The organism is Leptospira terpstrae serovar Hualin str. LT 11-33 = ATCC 700639 (assembly GCF_000332495.1).
Classification (GTDB): Bacteria; Spirochaetota; Leptospiria; order Leptospirales; family Leptospiraceae; genus Leptospira_A; species Leptospira_A terpstrae.
Window position 1 is genome coordinate 58,603 of sequence record NZ_AOGW02000004.1, and the last position, 20,900, is coordinate 79,502.

The 20,900-nt window shown below is 39.9% G+C and carries 21 protein-coding genes and 1 tRNA gene; 15 read left to right on the forward strand and 7 right to left on the reverse strand.

The annotated features are described in order from the left end of the window. Positions 1-9: 9 nt before the first annotated feature. The 4 genes from LEP1GSC203_RS01685 to prmC all read left to right on the forward strand — a co-directional run bounded on the left by LEP1GSC203_RS01685 (position 10) and on the right by prmC (position 2,672). On the forward strand, positions 10-1,062 hold the full coding sequence (locus LEP1GSC203_RS01685; protein WP_039936941.1) for a tetratricopeptide repeat protein: 1,053 nt from the start codon (positions 10-12) through the stop codon (positions 1,060-1,062). 11 nt (positions 1,063-1,073) lie between these two features. Then, positions 1,074-1,706, forward strand: a complete 633-nt coding sequence (locus LEP1GSC203_RS01690; RefSeq protein ID WP_039936944.1) for a Crp/Fnr family transcriptional regulator — start codon at positions 1,074-1,076, stop codon at positions 1,704-1,706. A gap of 2 nt (positions 1,707-1,708) precedes the next feature. Next, a tRNA-Arg gene (locus LEP1GSC203_RS01695) sits at positions 1,709-1,781 on the forward strand. Positions 1,782-1,787: 6 nt separating this feature from the next. Beyond that, on the forward strand, positions 1,788-2,672 hold the full coding sequence (prmC, locus tag LEP1GSC203_RS01700; protein WP_002972026.1) for a peptide chain release factor N(5)-glutamine methyltransferase: 885 nt from the start codon (positions 1,788-1,790) through the stop codon (positions 2,670-2,672). An 11-nt stretch (positions 2,673-2,683) separates the two neighbouring features. Here prmC and LEP1GSC203_RS01705 read toward each other — a convergent pair whose 3' ends face one another. After that, on the reverse strand, positions 2,684-3,091 hold the full coding sequence (locus tag LEP1GSC203_RS01705; protein WP_051064130.1) for a MarR family winged helix-turn-helix transcriptional regulator: 408 nt from the start codon (positions 3,089-3,091) through the stop codon (positions 2,684-2,686). Positions 3,092-3,245: 154 nt separating this feature from the next. On the opposite strand from LEP1GSC203_RS01705, the gene LEP1GSC203_RS01710 reads away from it, so the two are divergent. Beyond that, complete coding sequence (locus LEP1GSC203_RS01710) at positions 3,246-4,103, forward strand: alpha/beta fold hydrolase (RefSeq protein WP_002972044.1); 858 nt, start codon at positions 3,246-3,248, stop codon at positions 4,101-4,103. A 58-nt stretch (positions 4,104-4,161) separates the two neighbouring features. Here LEP1GSC203_RS01710 and LEP1GSC203_RS01715 read toward each other — a convergent pair whose 3' ends face one another. Together LEP1GSC203_RS01715 and LEP1GSC203_RS01720 are read right to left on the reverse strand one after the other, a co-directional pair. Then, positions 4,162-5,145: a malate dehydrogenase gene (locus LEP1GSC203_RS01715; RefSeq protein WP_002972029.1), complete on the reverse strand. Its 984-nt coding sequence runs from the start codon at positions 5,143-5,145 to the stop codon at positions 4,162-4,164. A gap of 29 nt (positions 5,146-5,174) precedes the next feature. Beyond that, positions 5,175-6,224, reverse strand: a complete 1,050-nt coding sequence (locus LEP1GSC203_RS01720; RefSeq protein ID WP_002971960.1) for a DsbA family protein — start codon at positions 6,222-6,224, stop codon at positions 5,175-5,177. Between the two features lie 163 nt (positions 6,225-6,387). Here LEP1GSC203_RS01720 and LEP1GSC203_RS01725 point away from each other — a divergent pair, with 163 nt between their 5' ends. Together LEP1GSC203_RS01725 and LEP1GSC203_RS01730 are read left to right on the forward strand one after the other, a co-directional pair. Then, positions 6,388-6,705, forward strand: a complete 318-nt coding sequence (locus LEP1GSC203_RS01725; protein ID WP_002972055.1) for a hypothetical protein — start codon at positions 6,388-6,390, stop codon at positions 6,703-6,705. Between the two features lie 2 nt (positions 6,706-6,707). Beyond that, positions 6,708-7,346: a hypothetical protein gene (locus LEP1GSC203_RS01730; protein ID WP_002972080.1), complete on the forward strand. Its 639-nt coding sequence runs from the start codon at positions 6,708-6,710 to the stop codon at positions 7,344-7,346. Position 7,347: 1 nt separating this feature from the next. Here LEP1GSC203_RS01730 and thrB read toward each other — a convergent pair whose 3' ends face one another. The 3 genes from thrB to LEP1GSC203_RS01745 are packed head-to-tail and all read right to left on the reverse strand — an operon-like array spanning position 7,348 to position 11,094. Further along, entirely contained in the window at positions 7,348-8,301 is a 954-nt protein-coding gene (gene thrB / locus LEP1GSC203_RS01735; protein ID WP_002971949.1) for a homoserine kinase, read from the reverse strand. 34 nt (positions 8,302-8,335) lie between these two features. Then, complete coding sequence (locus tag LEP1GSC203_RS01740) at positions 8,336-9,856, reverse strand: phytoene desaturase family protein (RefSeq protein ID WP_002972074.1); 1,521 nt, start codon at positions 9,854-9,856, stop codon at positions 8,336-8,338. 53 nt (positions 9,857-9,909) lie between these two features. Then, positions 9,910-11,094, reverse strand: a complete 1,185-nt coding sequence (locus LEP1GSC203_RS01745; RefSeq protein ID WP_002971953.1) for an acyl-CoA dehydrogenase family protein — start codon at positions 11,092-11,094, stop codon at positions 9,910-9,912. A gap of 371 nt (positions 11,095-11,465) precedes the next feature. Here LEP1GSC203_RS01745 and LEP1GSC203_RS01750 point away from each other — a divergent pair, with 371 nt between their 5' ends. After that, entirely contained in the window at positions 11,466-12,938 is a 1,473-nt protein-coding gene (locus tag LEP1GSC203_RS01750) for an HD-GYP domain-containing protein (RefSeq protein ID WP_002972010.1), read from the forward strand. Here LEP1GSC203_RS01750 and LEP1GSC203_RS01755 read toward each other — a convergent pair. Beyond that, positions 12,935-14,284 (reverse strand): adenylate/guanylate cyclase domain-containing protein, encoded by a 1,350-nt coding sequence (locus LEP1GSC203_RS01755; protein ID WP_002972032.1) that lies wholly within the window; start codon positions 14,282-14,284, stop codon positions 12,935-12,937. The genes LEP1GSC203_RS01750 and LEP1GSC203_RS01755 overlap by 4 nt on opposite strands. A gap of 81 nt (positions 14,285-14,365) precedes the next feature. Between LEP1GSC203_RS01755 and LEP1GSC203_RS01760 the strand changes: the two genes are divergently transcribed. From LEP1GSC203_RS01760 to trpS, 7 genes are all read left to right on the forward strand, one after another. After that, complete coding sequence (locus tag LEP1GSC203_RS01760) at positions 14,366-15,196, forward strand: hypothetical protein (protein WP_232225728.1); 831 nt, start codon at positions 14,366-14,368, stop codon at positions 15,194-15,196. A gap of 16 nt (positions 15,197-15,212) precedes the next feature. Beyond that, positions 15,213-15,512, forward strand: coding sequence for an LIC10362 family protein (locus LEP1GSC203_RS01765; protein WP_002972082.1), 300 nt, complete (start codon positions 15,213-15,215; stop codon positions 15,510-15,512). Between the two features lie 67 nt (positions 15,513-15,579). Continuing rightward, on the forward strand, positions 15,580-16,341 hold the full coding sequence (locus LEP1GSC203_RS01770) for an electron transfer flavoprotein subunit beta/FixA family protein (protein WP_002971965.1): 762 nt from the start codon (positions 15,580-15,582) through the stop codon (positions 16,339-16,341). 10 nt (positions 16,342-16,351) lie between these two features. Continuing rightward, positions 16,352-17,311, forward strand: a complete 960-nt coding sequence (locus tag LEP1GSC203_RS01775; protein ID WP_002972057.1) for an electron transfer flavoprotein subunit alpha/FixB family protein — start codon at positions 16,352-16,354, stop codon at positions 17,309-17,311. Positions 17,312-17,334: 23 nt separating this feature from the next. Further along, on the forward strand, positions 17,335-17,916 hold the full coding sequence (locus LEP1GSC203_RS01780) for a LolA family protein (protein ID WP_002971983.1): 582 nt from the start codon (positions 17,335-17,337) through the stop codon (positions 17,914-17,916). A 3-nt stretch (positions 17,917-17,919) separates the two neighbouring features. Further along, positions 17,920-19,899: a hypothetical protein gene (locus LEP1GSC203_RS01785; RefSeq protein ID WP_002972079.1), complete on the forward strand. Its 1,980-nt coding sequence runs from the start codon at positions 17,920-17,922 to the stop codon at positions 19,897-19,899. Further along, complete coding sequence (gene trpS / locus LEP1GSC203_RS01790) at positions 19,896-20,864, forward strand: tryptophan--tRNA ligase (protein WP_002972007.1); 969 nt, start codon at positions 19,896-19,898, stop codon at positions 20,862-20,864. The genes LEP1GSC203_RS01785 and trpS overlap by 4 nt, the downstream gene beginning before the upstream one ends. The last annotated feature ends 36 nt before the right edge of the window (positions 20,865-20,900 follow it).

Below are 20,900 nucleotides of genomic sequence, written 5' to 3' on the forward strand. Positions count from 1 at the left end.
AGGCATGAGTTGTCAGGTCCCATAGTACGTAATTACAAAGGAGGTTCCATCGTCTACTTCGAGAAAGACAAGGCGGAGGATATCTTTGTACTACAAAAAGGTCGTGTTGTACTAACTTACACGAATATCAACGGTGTGGAGCTGAAAGAGGATGTAAAACTCGGTGAGTTTTTCGGAGTTAAGAGTGCCATCGGTCGTTACCCCAGAGAGGAAACGGCACAAGTCATTGGAGCCGCTACAGTTCTTGTCTTCAAAGTCCCCGAATTCGAGAAATTTGTATCAGACAAAACCCATTTAATCATCAAAATGCTAAAGGTGTTCTCAAGCCAACTCCGGCAAGTCCACCGCCAAGTTAGGGAAATCCTCGGACAAGGGGAAGCAAAGAACCCTGCATTCGAACTAATGAACGTGGCCGAAGTTTTTTATAAAAATGGGAACTTTGAACATGCGGCTTACGCTTTTGAGAAGTATTTACAACACTACCCGGACGGAATGTACGTAGACAGAGCCAGACAACTTGTGGATTTAGCTCGCAAAAAAACTCCCTTCCCGCTCACCATACAAGAGTTAGTGTATAAACCGGAGCCTGGGGCACAATCTGGTAAACTGCAAGAGATGTTAAAAACGATGGCAGTTCCAACGCAAAACTCCACCTCAAGCGTAGATCCAAACTCCATCCTTTCCCAATACGACAAAGCATCTACTTTAATGAATGCAGGAAAGTATGCAGACGCAATCGACCTGTTTAAACTCGTTTCAGAAAGAACAGATTCTGTTACCCAAGAAGAGGAACAATTTGTCGAAAATTCTTTATTTTATATGGGTAAGTCAAGTTTCAAAGCAAAAGACTATCCTAGTGCCATAACACATTTCTCTAATTTTATTAAAAAATATCCCAAAGGTCTTTTGCTCAAAGAAAATTTGTATCACCTAGCACTTGCTACAGAAGCATCCGGTGATAAAGAAAAATCCAAACAATTATTCCAAAAGGTTACTCAAATGCCACCTTTGGATGATAGTATCTCTGAAGATGCTAAATCCAAACTCAAAGGAGGCAAATAGTGAACGACCAAATGTTGGAAGCCATGTTTGGAAAGTTTGGAAAAGTATTCCAGCCAAACGAAGTATTGTTTTGTGAATATGAGCCAGGAAACGACTTTTACCTAATCAAAGAAGGGAAAGTCAAAATTACAAAAACCATTGGAACAAGTATCAAAACCTTAGATGTTTTAGAATCGGGTGATATCTTGGGAGAAATGGCAATTTTAGAAGAACAACCACGTTCTGCCACAGCCATTGCTGTCACGGAAGTGAAAGCACTCAATTTTAACCGCGCCAATTTTGAAATGCTTATGACCAAAAACCCGGCATTAGCAATGAAACTCCTTCATATTTTTTCCTTTCGTATTTATGACCAAAAACGACGCTTGATGATCCTACTTATGGATGATATTATTGGTAAAGTTTGCGACGTCTTTGTTATGTTATACGAAAAACAGTATAACAACGATGTATATAATGAAATTATCCTTTCTGCTACTGTAGACGACATTGCCAATTGGTGCGCCCAACCTGTGGGAGAAGTCCAAAAGGTGCTAATGCAGTATGTAAAAACAGGGAAACTTGATCTCTATCCGGATAAAATTGTTATTCACAATATCTCCGATTTCCAAAGGATAGTGAATCAGAAACGTAAACCAACGTAAAAGCTCCCATAGCTCAGGTGGATAGAGCACTAGTTTCCTAAACTGGGGACACAGGTTCGAATCCTGTTGGGGGCATAAGATATGGCGGAACTACCAGGAACCCTACTTTATTATTTAAAACGGTCTACAGAATTTCTGGAGAAAAAGGAAATTCCAAACCCACGTGTGGACGCAGAATGGCTACTTTCGGATCTACTCGGCCTTCCTCGAATCAAACTGTATGCACAGTTTGAGATGCCTCTCGGCCAAAAAGAAATTGATCTGTACAGAGAACGAATTCTCGAACGGAGCAAAAGAAAACCCGTTGCATACATCACTGGCAAAAAAGGATTTCATAAATTTGAATACCTAGTTTCTGAAGATGTCCTCATCCCAAGACCAGAAACAGAAGAACTTGTGGATTACCTCTGGAAAGCAAAAGAACAATTACCAAAAAACGAAAGCGGCGAAATCCAAATCTGGGATTTATGTTCTGGGAGTGGTTGCATTGGTTTAAGCCTTGCCCAACTTATAGAATCTAGTGTGGTGACTCTCTCTGATTTTTCAGAAAAAGCAATCGAAGTGAGTAAACAAAATGCAGAGAAATACAACCTAACAGACAGAACACATTTTTTTGTTTCTGATTTGGATTTGTCTCTTCCTAAAGAATTACAATTTGATTTGATTGTTTCCAATCCCCCTTATATCCCGGAATCAGAAAAACCAGAGATTATGCCAGATGTTTTAGAGTATGAACCTCACTTGGCCCTCTTTGTGTCGGACTTTAAAGAATTCCACAAACGATTGTTAACTGCAATGAAGTCTAAATTAAAACCTGGTGGTAAGTTGATGATGGAAACTCACCCTTTGTATATGGATAAGTTGGAATCACTGGCAGAGGAACTAGGGTTTCTTTCGCGTATGAGAATTTTAGACAGTTCCAAAAAGGAACGTTTCTTTTTTGCCGAAGCCCCTTCTCTGTCTTAAAAATATATTTTTCATTGCCTAGCAATTTGTACGGCTGACTGGATTTTAAAAAGAAGCAGGTATAAATCTTTTTCGTTCGTATCACTTAAATCCTTTCGGAACACCTCGTCTGCAGAGGCAATGATGGGGAGACCTTTTTCCCAAATCTCTTTTCCTTTTTTGGTAAACCGCAAACGATACAACCGTTTGTCCGTTGCGGAAACTTCTCGTTTCACCCATGTTTTTTTGACCCAACCATCCACAAGCCGAGATATTGTCGTTTTGTCTTTTACGAGTCGGTCGCTTAAGTCCTTCTGGCTCATAGTTTCAGATTCTACCAAAGGAAGAAGCTGCATCCACTCATCAAACTGCATCCCGATTCCTTTTTTTGCAAATTCATACGCGAGATAGCGCCGCATTAGAAGCAGGGTTTCACTCATATAAATTCCCAAATAGTTAGAGATTCCTTTCACAATTCCAGTTATCGCATTTTATTTGGATCCTTCAAGTCTTTTTTAGTTGCAAAAAGCAACTATATAGTTGTATTGTGCAACTAAAGTAATTTCGATCCAAAATTTCCTGGAGGTGGAGAGTATGAGTTGGACATACCAAACAATAGAAAGAGAGGGTTTTGCTCTCCAAGTGGCAAAAAATAGAACAGAAGGACCGCATCTATTTTGGATCGGCAGCTCTTTGTATTATCCTCGTGTGATCCCAAAACAAATGGCAGACCAATACCAAATCACAATCGTCGACCAAAGAGGGTTTGCCAAACGAACCAAGTCGAAGCCTGACACAAAAGTTGATTATGATTTAGAAAAACTACTCGAGGATTTTGCTTTCATTCAATCAGAACTCAAAATCCCCACTTGTCCGGTGATTGGCCATTCGGGTCATGGGTATATGGCTCTAGCTTATGCGGCTAAATTTCCAAACAGGGTATCAAAACTTTGTATGGTTTCTACAGGGCCGAGTCATGGGAGTCATATGTTAGAGGCAGAGGATTACTTCCAAAAAAATGCATCTGACTTACGTAAGTCGGCGCATACCGCAAACCAGATTCGGTTCCAAAAGAATATAGAAGAATCACCTGCAGATTTTTTTATTCATTTCTGTGTGAGCCAAGAAGCCAAAGGTTTTTACGAAATTCCTTTTCCATCCCGTAAGTTTTGGGAAGGTATCCACACAAACAAATTAGGTTTTGATTATCTTTTTGGAGAAGTGTTTCGGGACATTGATGTTTCCGAATATTTAAATGAAGTTTCGGTTCCTGTATGGATCTCTATGGGAAAGGAAGACTTCCAAGTTGCACCTTATTACACTTGGGAATCGATATTAAAAAAGTTTCCCCAAGTAAAAATGACTGTGATCGAGAAAAGTAGCCACTTACCTTTTTTAGAAAGACCAGATGAATTTTTAAAACAGTTTAAAAACTGGTTGGACAGTAAGTAACAAAAAAACCCGCTCCCTTTCGGTAAGCGGGTCTTTTCCACAAATCATGTAGAGTGCATTAACCAAGCATGTCTTTAACTTCGTTTCTTTCTTCTTTCAATTCGTTGTGAGTGATATCAAATTTTTCCTTACCAAAAGCATTGATTTCTAGACCGGTTACGATCTCTAATTTTTTGCCATCAGACTTAAGTGGGTATCCAAAGATAAGACCTTTGTCTACACCATACTCTCCATTCGAGTGGCAAGCAGCACTGAACCAGTCACCTGCTTTTGTAGGAGTCACAATGTTATGCACTGTGTCGACAACTGCATTTGCTGCAGAAGCCGCAGAAGAAGCACCGCGAGCGGCAATGATGGCAGCTCCCCGTTTTTGTACGGTAGAGATAAAATCACCTTTCAACCAGTCATGGTCACTGATCACATCAGTAGCAATTTTTCCGTTGATTTTAGCATTGTAAAAGTCTGGGTATTGAGTGGCAGAGTGGTTTCCCCAAATCGCAACATTGGAAACATCTTTTACAAGAACTCCCGCTTTTTGAGCCAATTGTGTTTTAGCACGGTTTTCATCAAGACCTGTCATCGCAAACCATCTGTCAGACGGAACACCTTTTGCATTGTTCATTGCAATGAGAGCATTTGTATTACAAGGGTTACCAACAACAAGAACTCTTACATCACTAGCAGCATTCTTTTCGATTGCTTTCCCTTGTGTTGTAAAAATCCCACCGTTGATTTTGAGTAGATCCCCTCTTTCCATTCCTGCTTTTCTAGGAACAGAACCAACAAGCAGAGCCCAGTTGATGTCACGGAACGCCTCATCAATGTTAGAAGAAACAGATACTTTTTCCAAAAGAGGAAATGCACAGTCGTCTAATTCCATAATGACACCTTTTGCAGCAGGAAGTGCTTGTTCCAGTTCTAACAATTGGAGTTCCACTGCAGTGTCAGGTCCAAACATTTGTCCTGAAGCGATACGAAATAGTAGTGCGTATCCGATTTGTCCGGCAGCACCAGTAACAGCAACTTTTACTTTTTTGCTCATATAAATTTTCCTTTTTAGTTTATAATCTATTATTGTTTTAATTCTTTTTGGATGATCTCATCGAAGTTTTCGAAAGGTAATGCTCCCGAAACAAAGATCCCATTGATAAAGAATGCAGGAGTTCCGCTCACACCTACTTTTTGTCCGTCTTGAATATCGGCATCAATCTCTGCTTTAAGACTTACTGCATTTTTCATACAAGCCTGGTATTTGTCTTTGGGGATACCCGCTTTGACAATGAGAGCATCTACATTGGATTTTCCTAAGTTCCCGCTGTTTTCAAAAAACAGATTGAACACATCCCAATACTTTCCTTCTGTTATGGAACAATTGGCAGCCATATGAGCATACATTGCATCTTGGTGGAAAGGAAGTGGGAAATCGCGGAAAACCCAGCGGATTTGTCCTTTGTATTTTTCGCGAAGTTTTTGGTTCACATCTTGGCTTCTTTTGCAGAATGGACATTCAAAATCAGAGAATTCTACAATGGTGATTTTTGCGTCTTTCGGACCAATGGATGGGTTATTTTTTTCTTCCACCGTAACTCTCACTGCAGCCGGTTCTTTAATCAAAAACTCAACTGGGTATTTAGTAACGATATCGCGATAAACCGTGCGGCTGTGTTCTTGTTCTTGTTGGTTTTTTAAAAAACCTATAATTTTGTCTTTTGTCTCGTTTAAAGATTTTCCACCTAACTGAGCTTTATTGGACATATAAACATTCAATATATCTTCTTCTGATGGTTCTCTCGGAGTAAACCCTTGGGTTAATACTTCCGATGGTTTGATATTTTTGTCTTTGGCAACTAGTTCAAAGAGTTTGTCCTGAGCAAATTCACCCAGTGTGTTTTTGATAAGACCCTTGTATTCCGATTGAAATTTAGAATAAGCAATAGGAGAAGTTTCTTTCACATCGCTAAGGTCATATTTTTTTCCGCCGATACTGACAGCATCTTGGGTAATGTATTCCCGAACAAAAGAAGGAACACTGACGATAAAGAGAAGGGCGAAAACGAGGTTAGTCGCTAGGACGATTTTGGAGATGGGGTTTTCCATCCACTTTTTAAAAATATTTTCCATCCCTGCCAGGTTCCCGGCCATAAAGCGGGCAATCAAACGGAAAAAACTGAAAAAAATAATCGTTTTTCGCTAAAGCCTACCACGAAATATCCGAAAATCTGAGTGAGGGAAAAGGATATTTTTTCTCAAGAGAGCTGATCCTGAACACGGAGGTTTGGGAAAAATGAACACAATTAATATTCAAGGAAACTCGCACGTTTCGGTCCCCCCCACGATTCCCACCCAAACTGGGAAACAATCGGAGGAAGGAAAGGAATCCCTTCCAGAAAAGTCGCTTCACTTACGTACTACCAAAAAAGTGGAGTCGGAAAACGAATCTAAGTTAAAACCAGAAGATTTGGTTTTAAAACCAACACCTGCTTCTCTGGAAGAAAAACTAAACCAAATCATTTCTCCAGAGGAAGTGAAAGACTTACTTTCATTAGTGACGCGAACTCCCCTACCGTCCCCAAAAAGTCATAAGGTAGATACGAAAAGGTAAGTTTGTTCCTTAGCATTGCCATTCTTGACAGCTTCCTCCTAGTTCTTAGCGGAGTTTTGACCATTTCCGTTTTGGGACTAGGACTTGTTGTGTACAACCAGTTCATCCACCCAGTAATTTCTAGAAAAGAGTCAGACCGCTTTATCCCCGTCCAAACCGGAGACAAATACGATCTGGTTGTGGACGAACTTAGCCGGTTTGCTACCTTCCAAATTGGCTGTAAAACCGGGCAACTTGCTACTCGTTGTAATGCGATCTCAGAAGACCACCTGATCTTCCAATTCAAAAAAAGTCGTGATAGCGAAGACTATACGATTACGGTTTTAAAAAACGGACCCACTTTCTACAAACCACCACGTATGGAACATTATGGAAAGATGGAATCCAAAGAAAGTTTTGAATCCTATGAAATCATAGGACATCCGGCAGAATTTCGTATCTCTGATAAAATTGCAAAAGAGCGGATGGTAAACTATATTGAAGTTTCTCTCACCTCTTCTTTTTACTTCAATAGGTCTGGAAAAGAACGAATGAAATTTACCTTTGAAGTCGGAAAAATCCAACCGGGGATCAACAGAAAGGCAAGGTTTCGCGGTGATGTTTATGGATTCGGAAAAGAAGAAGGATCAGAAGAAGACTAAATTATTTTGTTTGGATGCGAACCCCAAGTCCATCCGGTTTAACACGTTTGAAAGAATACGCAATCTTTGCTATACCCATTATCTGCGATATTTTTTCTTCTAAATCAGCCTGTTTGCTTTTGACTGATTTTCGTTCTAAAAACACAAGTAAACTTGGTCCAGAACCAGACAAACAATAACCAATCCCACTTTCCGTAAATGTTTCAGCCAAAGGAAATAAGGGAGAAGACTTGGGAATACGGTAGGGAGTGTGCATTTTATCTTCCAATCCTACGAGTAAGTCACCAAACTTACGTTTGTCTAAAAAATGCATCCACGCCCCAATGCGTGACAAATTAAAAATTACATCGGCTGTGGCATAGGTTTTCGGAAGTGCTTTCCTTGATTCCTCAGTGGACACATGAAACTCCGGTGTGAGAACAAAAATAGCCACAGAAGAAGGAAACTTTTTACGAAAATAACGCAAACGCTCACCAAACGTAGAATAGGCGAAAACAAAGCCACCCAAATAGGCAGGTAACGTATTGTCAGGATGGCCTTCAAATTCTGCCAAATACTGTGTGAAGTCTGGTTCTGTTGGTAGAGTTGCCGGTTCTAAACGTTTGTGCACTTCTCTTGCCAAAGAAAGCCCTGCTACAATCGCCGAAGCACTAGACCCAAGCCCACCTTTTAAAGGCAAAGACAAACTCATCTTACAGTGGTAAGGTGGTGGAGTTGTATTCGGTAAAAACTTTTTAAAATAGGATAAATAAGACTGATAAACCAAATCTTCTTTTTCTGAAAACGGTAATGGTTTACCGTTTTTGAGTTCTGTGATTGATTTGGTAATTTCTTTGGAAAAACTAAATTCAAATTCATTACGAAGATCAAGAGCAAGACCCATAAGGTCAAAACCAGGTCCCAAGTTGGCGGAAGTTCCGGGCACTTGGATCAAAATCTTAGGAAGGCGAATCATCGTTTCGCCCAGGCTCTAAGACTGGTTTCCAAAATCAACCTCTCTTTCTTGCAAAGAATTGTTCTACCACATGAAGCCCACCGAGAACCACCGCAGGAATTCCCTGGCCAGGATAGACAGTATCTCCCGTGAGAAGAAAGTCTGGATCTTCCGAACGGTTACTGATCATTCGGAAAGGATTAAAAAAATAGGAACTGGGGATCCCGCCCACTCTTCCCCATTTCCGACCAGTCCAAGTTTGCCATGTAACAGGCGTTGCAGAATGTTGGAACTGAATCTTGTCTTTTTGAAACCAAAAAAACTCCTCCTCCAAAGTTTGTAAAAGGATGGATTCTAATTCTTTCTTTTTTTTCTGATACGATCCATCACGAACCCATAACTCTGGATTTTCGATATGAGTTGAAAGCGATAGGATCCGAATACCGTTTGGCGAACGAATGGGATCTTCGGGATGAGATAGAGAAAGGAAAATGGAATTTCCACCACCATAAGGTAATGTTTTCTTCAGATGGATTTGATGATGTAAACATTCCGATCGGATAGATTCCTCCGAAGGATCTGTTTGGATAGCGATACCCAAAGTAAAGGCACCCCAAATTCCTTTTTCCATTTTTTTGACTTTGGTTTTTAGTTTAGGTAGGTCTTCCGTGATTTCAGTGAGATTCCAAACGGGAAGATTCGAGACCACCACTTTACCCAAAAAACGAAACTGTTCTCTATTTTTGGTTTGGATTTCCCAAAGATTTTTTTTTCCTCCTTCTGACTCTGCCACTTTATTAATTTGAATAACATTTTGTTTGTAAAGAATCCTTCCTCCCTTTGTTTCTATTTTCTTAAGTAGAGAATGTGAAAGCGAGACCATTCCCCCTTCTACCACATAATTTTGTAATTGTGGATAAGTGAGTCCAGCGGCCGCCATCACAAAGGGGGCAGTTTTTGTGGTAGTTTGGTTGGTAATGAGAAGTTGTTCGTCTAAGAACCGAATCCACTCTTTGTTTTGAATAAGTCTGAAAACTTGCAGGACAAAACGTACGGACACAAAGGAAAATACAAAAGGAATCAAATCACGAAATTGAAACTGTAAAATTGTTTTTCCTAGATCAGAAAGATTTTGGAAGGGAAAAAATTTGTATCTTGCAGATAAACTCCAAAGCGAATCCGATAGGAAATAACAAAGTTTCCAAAACAATTCCATTCGGAACCCTCCGCCAAATACACGTTTCACTTCCATAATCCACTGCGAACGGTCTTTGTATCTTTCGATCGTTTTGCCATCCATATGAACCACAAGAGAACGGTCCAAAGGGAAAACTGGGAATTGGATTTGAAATTCTTTGCAAAGTTTATCTAAAGGAAGGCCCGGTTCAAAACCAACAAGAGTTGTTGCCCCTGATTCAAATACAAAGCCATTCTTTTGGAAACTAGAAGCACATCCACCAGGAGAGGTGCCTTTTTCTAAAATCAAAACTCGTTTGCCTTTTTCAGAAAATGATAGAGCGGCACTGAGAGCGCCAAGTCCTGATCCGACAACCACCACATCCCAAATCGTATCCATCCTCCTGTAGACAGGCTTTCTAACGAGGATGGATAAAATTTAAAAAGAACCCTTCATTCCGACCAAAGTTTTTTTAAATCACTGGCAATGTTCTTTTGCATCGCTTCGTTTGTTCCACCACCAATGCTAAGTAAAATGGCATCTCTATGCAAACGTTCCACAGGATATTCCCGGCAATACCCATACCCACCTAAAACCTGAATGGCATTCCTTGAAACACGTTCCGCCATTTGAGTTGCCACAAGTTTTGCGGATGCTGCACCAAGTGAGTTACGTACATCGGGTCCAAGTTCACTTGCCACATGATAAACGAGAGCTCGTGCCGCTTGGTAATCAGCATAAGACTCAGCAACCATCCTTTGGATTTGACCAAACTCCATCAGTTTTTTACCAAAGGCTTCTCTATGACGAATGGTATAATCACACATGATATCGATACAACGACGAGCAATTCCAAGTGATTGAGCCGCAAGTGTTACCCTTTCAATTTCTAAATTGCGCATCATATGAGTGACAGCACCATTCTCTACGCCGAGCAAATTCTCTTCTGGAACTTCCATATCTTCGAAAACAAGTTGAGTAGTGGGTGAAGAACGCATCCCCATTTTTTCTTCTTTTTTTCCTACCGAAAAACCTTTGTAAGACGACTCGATTACAAAGGAGGTCATCTTTTTTCCATTTTTTTCTAACTTAGTATAAAGAACAAAAACTTGTCCGATGGATCCGTTGGTAATGTATTGTTTGACACCGTTGATGATATAACGATCTCCCTTCTTCACTGCATGAGTTGTCATTCCAAGAACATCGGTTCCCGCACCAGGTTCCGTCATTCCCATACCGCCAATCCATTCCCCAGTAATTACCTTACTTAAATAACGAGCCCGCTGCGAAGGGTTAGAACTATAGAAAAAATTATTCACAAATAAAACTTCGTGAGCTAAGTAAGAAAGAGTAAACCCAGGATCAAATCTTGACATTTCTTCGTGGATGATGACAGAGGCAAGTGGATCCAGTCCATGACCTCCATCGGCCTCAGGAACAGTGATTCCAAAAATTCCAAGTTCCGAACCGAGCCGTTTGAAAAGCATCGTATTGAATGTTTCTTTTTCATCATTTTCCTTTGCTTGTTCATCCATTTCTCGTTCTGCAAATGATGCCACGGATTCTCTTAGTGCCAAATGGTCTTCTGTTGGATTGAATAAATCTAGTGATGATTTTTTTGTCGATAACGTACTCATGCGATAATTTTTCCGTACTTTTCCTGAGCCTGTAAACGAAAAAACCATGGCAGATTGCGACCCAAATATTGAATTCGCTACAAAAACGAACAATTTTTCATATCTTAGAAATTCCTTGTAGAAAGAAGTTTTAATTATACACTAACGAAAGTTATTTTAGACATATGAAGTGACACAACTTACAATAAGATAAAACAAAAACTACATCCACCAACAGAATAACTACTTACAACTAGTGATTATCCTATGAGGAAATACCTATGTAATAAAAAGTAATAATCAAATACGGGAATCGATTTACATTTTTATCATTCTATACAAACATCACCATAACAAATGAAATATCTTTCGTCAAATCAATCGAAATTACAATGAGCACTAACGATACAAACATAGTACCCAGAGAAAAGCTCGCCAAATTTGAGTTAACTGAAGAGTCCCTAAATAGTTTCCGCAAAAATAAAAACATTCCACTTGATCTCTACAATAAAGACGGACAAATCCTAATCCATAAAAAAAGGAACCCTACAGAAGCGGATTTTGGTAAACTCCTTAAATTCGAAATGCAAGGGTTATACTTTCTTATTTCAGAATTAAAGAAAACCAAAACCAATGGGAATGATAAGGCATTTTTAGAGCCAGGTCGCACGACTAAATTATTTGATCAGGAAAAAACCGCTCGTTTCGCCAAACAGTCACAGGCTCTGATAGAAGACCTCCGCAAAACTTCTTTCTCGTCTGACCAGGCTGTTTTTGTTCAGAACTCAGTGAACGAACTACTCACCGACTTCACAAGTAATCCCGATTTCGAACTTGGTATCTTTAATATTTTAGAAATTCTAGGTGTGGCCGGTGTTTCTGTAGAATCAGAGCTTATGACCAAACGCACTGTCGTTGCCATGGGGATGAAAGTTCGAACAAGAAAGATTGTCAACGAAGGAAAAGAAGAGTCGAATAAAAAAGACCACCTGAGTCTTATGATGGCTAGTTATTTGGCTGATGTCGGATACTCAAGACTCGACATCAAAAACAATCCAAAACTCACAAAAGAAGAGTATGCTGTTGTCCAACAACACCCTATCATCAGTTATTTGATGACCCTACCCGCACCAGAAATTGATTCTCATGTACGCACACTTATTTTAAACCATCACAGACCTTATCGAGGGAATGGAGTGAACAACAACTTTCCAGATCCAAGATCACTCTTTACAAAACTAATGTCTGTTCGTGATAAATACAATAAAGAAGTGGGTAAGGAAAGGATCACTCAAGATATCGAACTCCAACTCCATTTACAAGAAAACAATGTCACATCCTCTAGTTTCGAAGAAGACATTGCCATACTTTCCCTTGCAAGTGAATATGCATCACTCACTTCCAATCAACCTTGGAGACCTGCATTCAAATCATCCACTGCATTAAAAATGATTTTAAATGATTCGTTTTTTTCTTATAGTAACAAAAACATCAGGCATCTGTTAGACTATGTTGGCAGTTCTCTCACGAACAATGAAAACATCGTCAACTTTGGTGACTTTGTCATTACAGCTTCTGTGGATTCAGAAAGACGTGCCCATTTCGATGTTTGTATTGTTCTCGATGTTGGTCGTTACCAAACACGCCCAAAACTCCAAAGAATTTGTAGCATCAATCCTGTTTTCCAAAAGGGAAACAAATTCAAAATTGCTGACTTCGATTTGCATAGTATCAAAATTGACCGTAGAAAGGCTATTATGGACCTTGCATTACAAGCGGGAACCACCAGAGTGATTTATATCATAGACCCAGAATTAAATCCGGCATTACACGAAGCCATTTACAAAATCAACATGGCATCTTAAGCCATGTTTGGTGCATAAAGATTAATCTTTTGTTCTCTTCCAGGTAGTGTCACAGACTCTTTTTTATCCCAACCGACCGGCGAACCTGTTTCCATCCAAACTGCTTCGGAAATCAAAAATGAAACTCCTAGGTCTTTGCAAGCGGATTCAATTCGAGAGGCTGTGTTGACGGTATCACCAATCACCGTGTATTCCATCCTATCTTCCGAACCTATACTTCCGCAAAACACTTCTCCAGTATGGATCCCAATTCCAATTTTAATTTCTTTTAAACCTTCTGCGACTCGTTCTTGATTCCATTGGTCCAATTCGTTTAACATAGACTTTGCGGCAAGAACTGCATTTTTTGAATCTTCTCCTTCAGTTTCCGAAGCTGAAGGTGTTCCAAAAGTTGCCATCACGGCATCCCCAATGAATTTGTCTAAACTTCCCTTGTATTGAAATATCGCTCGCACCATACGACGACGAAATTCTGTTAAGAAAATAGAAAGTTCTTCTGGATCCATTGGTTCCGAAAATTGAGTAAACCCGCGGATATCACTAAAGAGAACTGTTACCTTCTGTCTTTTACCCTTGGCAATCACTTCAGGTTCCGAAACAATTTCAGCTACTAAATCCGGGGAAAAATAACGTGATAATGTGATTTTTTGAGATTCTGCGGAAGCAAATTTAAGTAACATTCTTAGGCTACGAAAAATAGCATAAGAGATAGCAAAAACTAAAATAAGATAAACTGCAGGTTTTGATACAAGTGCATCGGACAGAATGATTTCATTTCCTAAAACATACTGGTGCCAATCATATCCAATCACGGAATGAGAATCAACTAACGTAAACAAGATGAAACCATAATAACTAATCAGAAAACAAACAAAGGAAAAGTTTACGAGAGAAAATCGATATTGGAACAAACAAAGTGACAATGGAAGTAGATAAAAGACAACTAAGGGAGTTTTAACGAGGAAGTTGGGATTTCCTTGTCCTTTCAAAATATACCAATTAAAAATAGTAATGGAGATGAGAAGGTTATCGATAAACAAACTAATGTAATCATATTTTGTTTTCCAATGTCCTTTACTTTTTTTTAAAATTTGAGAATGGACAAAAGTATTGATAAAGTAAAAGGTGATCGCAACAAAGTTGGTTAAGTAACCAAAAACCGAATCGATATTACTCAAATTGGCTATGGCACTCGCCAAAAGAGCCACTCCAATCACATACCGAAACCGAACGGCAAATAATGCGCCCATTTGTTCTTCTTGGAATAAAAGTTCCGACATATAGCGGGGAAACTGGTCTCGGATACAGTAGACAGATCGAATGGCCTTAACAAGGGAATGGAACATAGGCAGGCATTTGATCATGGAAAGATTTATTGGCAAGGGAATTTTCTTTTTGCCAATTTTGAAACCTTACAGTTTCAATGAATGATGTTCCAAAAAGGGTTTTTGTTACCTATCGGAAAACTAATATCCTTCCTTGCTTTGGATGTTCTCTTCTCCCTTTCTGCAAACCTTTCTTTTTTTTCCCTGTATTCGAACGAAAAAATCCGGCCTACTTTGTTTTTCTTTTATTTAAGTTCTGTTTGGGCCCTCTATTTGGCTGATCATTTATGGGACGCCTTCCGAGAAAAAGAACCTCTCTCGGAACGAGCCGCATTTTATTTACAAAAGCGTTTGGTCATTGTTAGTTTGTTTGGGTTCTCATCGTTAGTTTCCCTAATCACTGGTCTTTCTTTTGAGTTCGTTTTTCTTTGGAACCACCTTCCCGTTTTACTTTCCTTTGTTTTGTTTTTGGTTTTAACTGTGACCAAACGTTCCCCAGTTCCCAAAGAAATTTTGGTAGCAGGATTTTACACATGGGGATTGCTTCTCCCCTTTCCTTTGTTTGGCGGTTTTGACCCAATGGTTTGTATTTTTTTTCTCCATGTTTTTGCCAATGTCCTTCTTACCTACAATACTGACCGCGAATTTGACCAATCACAAGGAACCTTTACCTTAATTCAATTTGGGAAACCAAAAACGATACAAATGGCTGTGCTTTGCCTTTGGGGACTGGGGATTTCATTTCTACTATGCATTGGGATTTTTCAAAACCACTCAGGTGAATTTCTGTTGGGGATGGGGCTAACTTATCTCTGGCTTGGGGTTTGTAGTTTGCAAAGGGAAAAAGGCTACGGATTTAAGTCCCTCTGCGAACTTTCCTACCTACCGATGTTTTTACCCCAGATCTTTTTTTTCTTCTCCCTACTTCCTTAAAAATTAGGGTGGGTTTATGTGGTTACTCATCATCCATGCGCTTGCACTTTTCACTTTTGTCCTCCTCTACGCTTTCCGATTTCGAAAATTAGTGCCAAATCCCGAACAAAATATCCTCCTACAAATCCAAGCGGCCACCAAAGACTGGAAATCCACTCACCACTTGGTTCTACTCATCAGTTTTGCCCTCTTTCTCCTCCTCCCACTGACCTTGGGATTTACCTTTTACCTCAAGACTGATGCAAACGTCGTTGTCGTCATCGTTTGGATCATTTGGGCCTACAATTGGAGTAAATACACGTTCTGGAGAGAATAATTTACTTCCCTTATGACTTCGCTCCCGTTTTCTGGTCTTAGGTAATCCACGATAACGGGGTTAAGGAATGAAAATTGTTGTTCTAGTAAAGCAGGTTCCGGATACGGAAACCAATATCAAGGTCGGTGACAAATCGATCAACGAAGCTGGCGTAAAATGGATCATCTCTCCTTATGATGAATTTGCAATCGAAGAGGGAATCAGAATTCGTGAAAAAAGCGGTGGAGAAGTCATCGCAGTGTCCCTCGGTCCAGACCGTGCAGTAGAGGCACTTCGTACTGCCTACGCTATGGGTGTAGACAGAGCCGTTCATGTAAAAGTGGATGACTATGTAACTTTTGATTCTACATACACTTCCGAACTTCTTGCGAATCTCATTAAAGCAGAAAACGCAGATGTAGTCATCGGTGGTCGTCAATCAATCGACACTGACAGCTCACAAGTTGTTGTTCAAATTGCTGAGAGATTAAATGTTCCTCACGTAGCTATGGCCCTCAAACTTGAGTTTGACGGAAACAAAGTAACTGCAACTCGAGAAATCGAAGGTGGAACTGAAGTTGTAGAAACTACAGCTCCTCTAGCAGTGACTGCTCAAAAAGGTTTGAATGAACCAAGATACCCAAGTTTAAAAGGGATCATGTCTGCGAAGAAAAAACCGGTAGATGTAAAAAAACCGGAAGAACTCGGAGCAACAGGATCTAAACTCGAAGTAGTATCTCTTGAACCACCTCCTCCACGTATCGCTGGTCGAAAACTGGAAGCGGCAGATGCACAAGGTTTTGCATCTCAACTTGTAAAAGCTCTTCGCGAAGAAGCGAAGGTCATCTAAGGAGACGAACATGGCTGATGTTTTAGTAGTTGGTGAATTAAAAAACGGCGAACTTAAAAAAATCTCAAAAGAACTAACTTCTGCAGGTCGCAAAATCGCGGACTCCATTGGTGGTAAAGTTCATACAGTAATCATTACTGACAACGTAGATGCGTTTGCCGGTGATTTGAAAGCGGTTGGTGCTGATACAGTCATCGGTGCAAACCTTGGTGAATTTTCTCCTGAAGGATATGCAAATGGAATTTTTGCAATCATCCAAGAGAAAAAACCAGCAGTAGTTCTAATCCCACACTCTGCACAAGGAAAAGAATACTCTGCAAGAGTAGCGATCAAAGCAAACGCTGGTATTGTTGCTGATGCAGTGGGTCTTTCTGTTGACGGTGGAAAAGTAGTAGCAAAGAAACCGATTTACTCTGGAAAAGCGTATGCAAATTTCAAAGTAACTTCTGACATCCAAATCTTTACAGTACGTGCAAACTCCCAAGAAGTAACTCCAAAAGACGGAGCGGGTGCTGTAGAAAAATCTGGAGCTTCCGCTGGCGAAGTAAGAACTAAGTCACTTTCTAAAGATCTTTCTGGTGGAAACAAAGTGCAACTTGCTGATGCTTCTATCATTGTATCTGGCGGACGCGGAATCAAAGGACCTGAAAACTGGCCTATCATCCAAGACCTCGCAGACACACTCGGTGCAGCACTTGGTGCTTCCCGTGCCACTGTAGATGCAGGATGGATTTCTCACTCTCACCAAGTAGGACAAACAGGTAAAACTGTCTCCCCTAACTGTTACATTGCTTGTGGTATCTCCGGAGCCATCCAACACTTAGCAGGTATGGGATCTTCCAAATACATCGTTGCCATCAACAAAGATGGAGATGCTCCTATTTTCAAAGTAGCAACTTACGGTGTGGTAGCTGACCTATTTGAAGTAGTGCCTGCACTTACTTCTGAGTTCAAAAAAGTATTGGGTTAATTCCCAATACGAACATTCGTCCTTTGAGGAATTTCCTTCCAAAATTTTCGATTGTTGTTCTTTTCTTTGTCCAAACGGGTTACCTTTGGGCAGAGGAAGGAAGAGATCGTCTGAATGCCGTCATCGGCAAAATGTATTCTCTCGAAAGTTTTCGAGCCTCAGTCACCATCAACGGTGGACTCACTGGAGTCGTTTCTTTCAAAAGTCCCAACCAACTCCATGTACGTTTCAGCGATGGTAGAATCATTTCTTCTAATGGAAGGATTCTGTGGTTTTACAATCCTGACTCATCGATTGCCGGCAAACAGGACCTAAAAGGTGTTTCTGGCGGACTTGGCGGTCTACTCTCTGGCTATGAAAATGTGTCAGTAAGTGGCAAAACTTTTCGTCTTACTTCTAATACGAAACGATATAATGAAATTATCTTGGTTGTTTCCGATAACGACCTCCCTCGTGTACTCAAAATGAAACGTTCCGACGAAGAAATTACTGAAGTGGCTTTCTCAGGAATCGCTACTAATATTGGTCTCGGAACTGGACTATTCAACTTCCAACCACCCACAAGCTCACAAATTGTTGAGAACCCTCTCAACCAAAAGGAGTAATTTGTGACCCCGGTCTCTCGTACAGAAGCACACCGCGTATTTGCCGATTTGTATCGTAAAACTCGTACGCCGGAACACCAACAACTGATTGATGAGGCCATTTTAAAATCGAACGATGTATTTATCCGGATTGATCTGATCCGAAAAGTGGATGAAGACTACGAATCAAAAAACAAACCAAAAAAAGAAGATGGCCGAGACCGTGGTTTGCCAGAGAGAGAACAATTTCGAAGGGAAAATCCAAAGCCGTATGTGACCTCCGCACCGGATCCAAAACCAAAACGATCGAGTGATCTGGTTACTGTTGATAGTGCCAAACAAAAACAAAACCCGGCAAAAAAAAGAGTCATCGAACCAAGGCAAGGTGGTGGTCTTCTTGCGGGTCTTTTTGGTGGTGGTGCTGGAAGCGTAAATAATTCTATCAGTAAATTTGGTAAAGACACGGGAACCATAGACATTGGCCTTTTCGGTAGAAACCCAACCATTTCCAATAATGTGGAAAAACTTTTTCGTGGAATGAAGGAAGATGTACTCATTCCTACCATCCAAGCTTTACGTGTTTCAGAACAGCAAGGTTGGAGGATTTGGACTCCCCTTGTTTACAATATCATCAATAACTTTAATAAATTTTATAATGCCTTTGCATCATTAGATGCATTGATTTTAGATAAAATTTCTGCTGATATCTTTTTGGAACGTTCCTTAAAGATGCAAATGTTTTATGTACGTTTTCTCCAAAGAAACGATGCAAATGACATCATCCTTTCGAATCTTCCTGACATCGTGAAGATGGATGAAAAACTCACTCCAAAACTGAGTAAAATCATGGAAGGTGTGAATTACGCACTCAATTTAGAAAACACAAAACCCAAGTTATCCGAAGCCATTACCGCATTTTATATTGTGGCAAAGAAAAAAATGTTCACTTGGCCAGAGATTGTTGCAGACTTACGTGTTCCTGCCATCCAAGAACATAAATTCCAAGCAGCGCGGGAAATCCAAAAGGAAGTGGAGATCACTGTCGCAAAACTTTCTGACGATATAAACACCAGATCCTTCAAAAAAGAAGAGCTGCAAAATCTTCGGTCTAGGTATTTCTCTATAGATGACAAAGGAAAGATTAGTTTTGATTTTTTGAATGTTGTTGTAGATGATTTTATGGCTCACCACATGCCAGAGTCAGCAAAAAGCCAAACTGTTAAAAATAGTTATAAATCTCAACCTCATCGACTAGTTTATTTATTACTTCGTGATTTACAAACTGTATACATCAACCTTATTGAAGGTTATGTGCGTCTTGGTGACAAAAACCAAAACCAAGAACTCCTCCTTATCCAGCCAGGCCTTTTTCGAAATGAAATTGACCAACTCAATTCTTTAGTTCGAACCATAGACAATTTCAATAAAAAATTTCCAAGTTTCCAATACAGTTTTCAACAGTATGGAATGGACTATAGCACGGGTAATGCGGCCAATGACCAAATCGCGGGAACAATTGTCCAAGCCCTACAAGAGGCTTCTGAATTTTTTGGAAGTTTTGCGGGTAAACTCAATATCATTGTGGAAAACCATTTGATGGCTCAAGTCACCGAATCCAAAGGAAAAACCAATGATAAAATTGCATCGACCAAAGACAAAGTCATTGAAGAAGTAAAAATTGCCCAAAGATTCATCCCTCATTTTGATAAATCTGTAGTCGCTAAAGAAAGAATCAATGGAATGAAGGTAGAGGATGTTTTCATTCAATTCACAAGATACCTTTATAACTACGCAGTCATTTTTAAAGATCCAGCTACCACGTCTAAACTTACGGCACACCGTAAAATCGAACAAGAACTGATCAAATTAAACAAAGAATACGAAAGACTCACCTATTCTACCTTTCATAAAGAAACAGGAAGTAATAGTGAAAATTCTGAATCCTCCGAAAATCAAAATACTTCAGATCCTATTGATCTTTCAGATACAGAAGGAGAATCATGAGAGTCCTTACTGGTTTACAACCCTCAGGTAAACTCCACTTAGGTAATTACTTTTCTGCGATCAAAAAAATCTTGGACTACCAATCTACAGAAGACTTGTTTCTGTTCATTGCAAACCTACATGCTCTCACCACCTTTCGATCTAAAGAAGAATTAAAAGATTTTACTATAGAATGCGCGATCGACTTATTAGCGCTAGGTGTAGATCCCAAAAAATCCGTTTTTTGGGTTCAAAGTGATGTTCCCGAAGTTACAGAGCTCACTTGGTATTTATCACAATCCATCACTGTATCTCAATTACAACTGGCTCATTCCTTTAAAGACAAAGTTGCCAAAGGATTTGTTCCTGGGGCTGGACTTTTTACTTATCCTGTGCTTATGGCCAGTGACATCCTACTTTTTTCAGCAGAAAAAGTCCCCGTTGGAAAAGACCAAAAACAACATTTGGAATTTGCACGAGACATTGCCGAAAGATTCAATGCTCAATTTGGACCGGCTCTTACCATTCCAGAACCAGATATCGATGAAAACACAGCCACAGTTCCTGGAGTGGACGGGGCTAAGATGTCCAAATCTTACAAGAACACAATTGACTTCTTTGGAACGGAAAAAGAGATCAAAAAAAAAGTAATGTCTATTGTGAGTGATTCTCGGGCAGTAGAAGAACCAAAAGACCCAGAAACATCTGTTATCTTCCAAATCCATTCGTTATTTTTATCTGCTGATGAAAAGTCCGCACAAATCGAAAAATACAAAAAAGGTGGGTCTGGATACGGAGATTTAAAAAAAGATCTTTTGGATTCCATCCTAGGTCATTTTGCACCTTACCGGGCCAAAAGAGAAGAACTGACACAAAACATAGATTATGTGCACCAAGTTCTAAAAGAAGGTAAAGAAAAGGCAAAAGCAGTGGCACAGAAAAAAATCGAGGATATCCGAAAAATCTTAGGGATCTATCCTTTTTAATTTCTAAAGAACCAAAGTTCACGATTTTCTACCTAA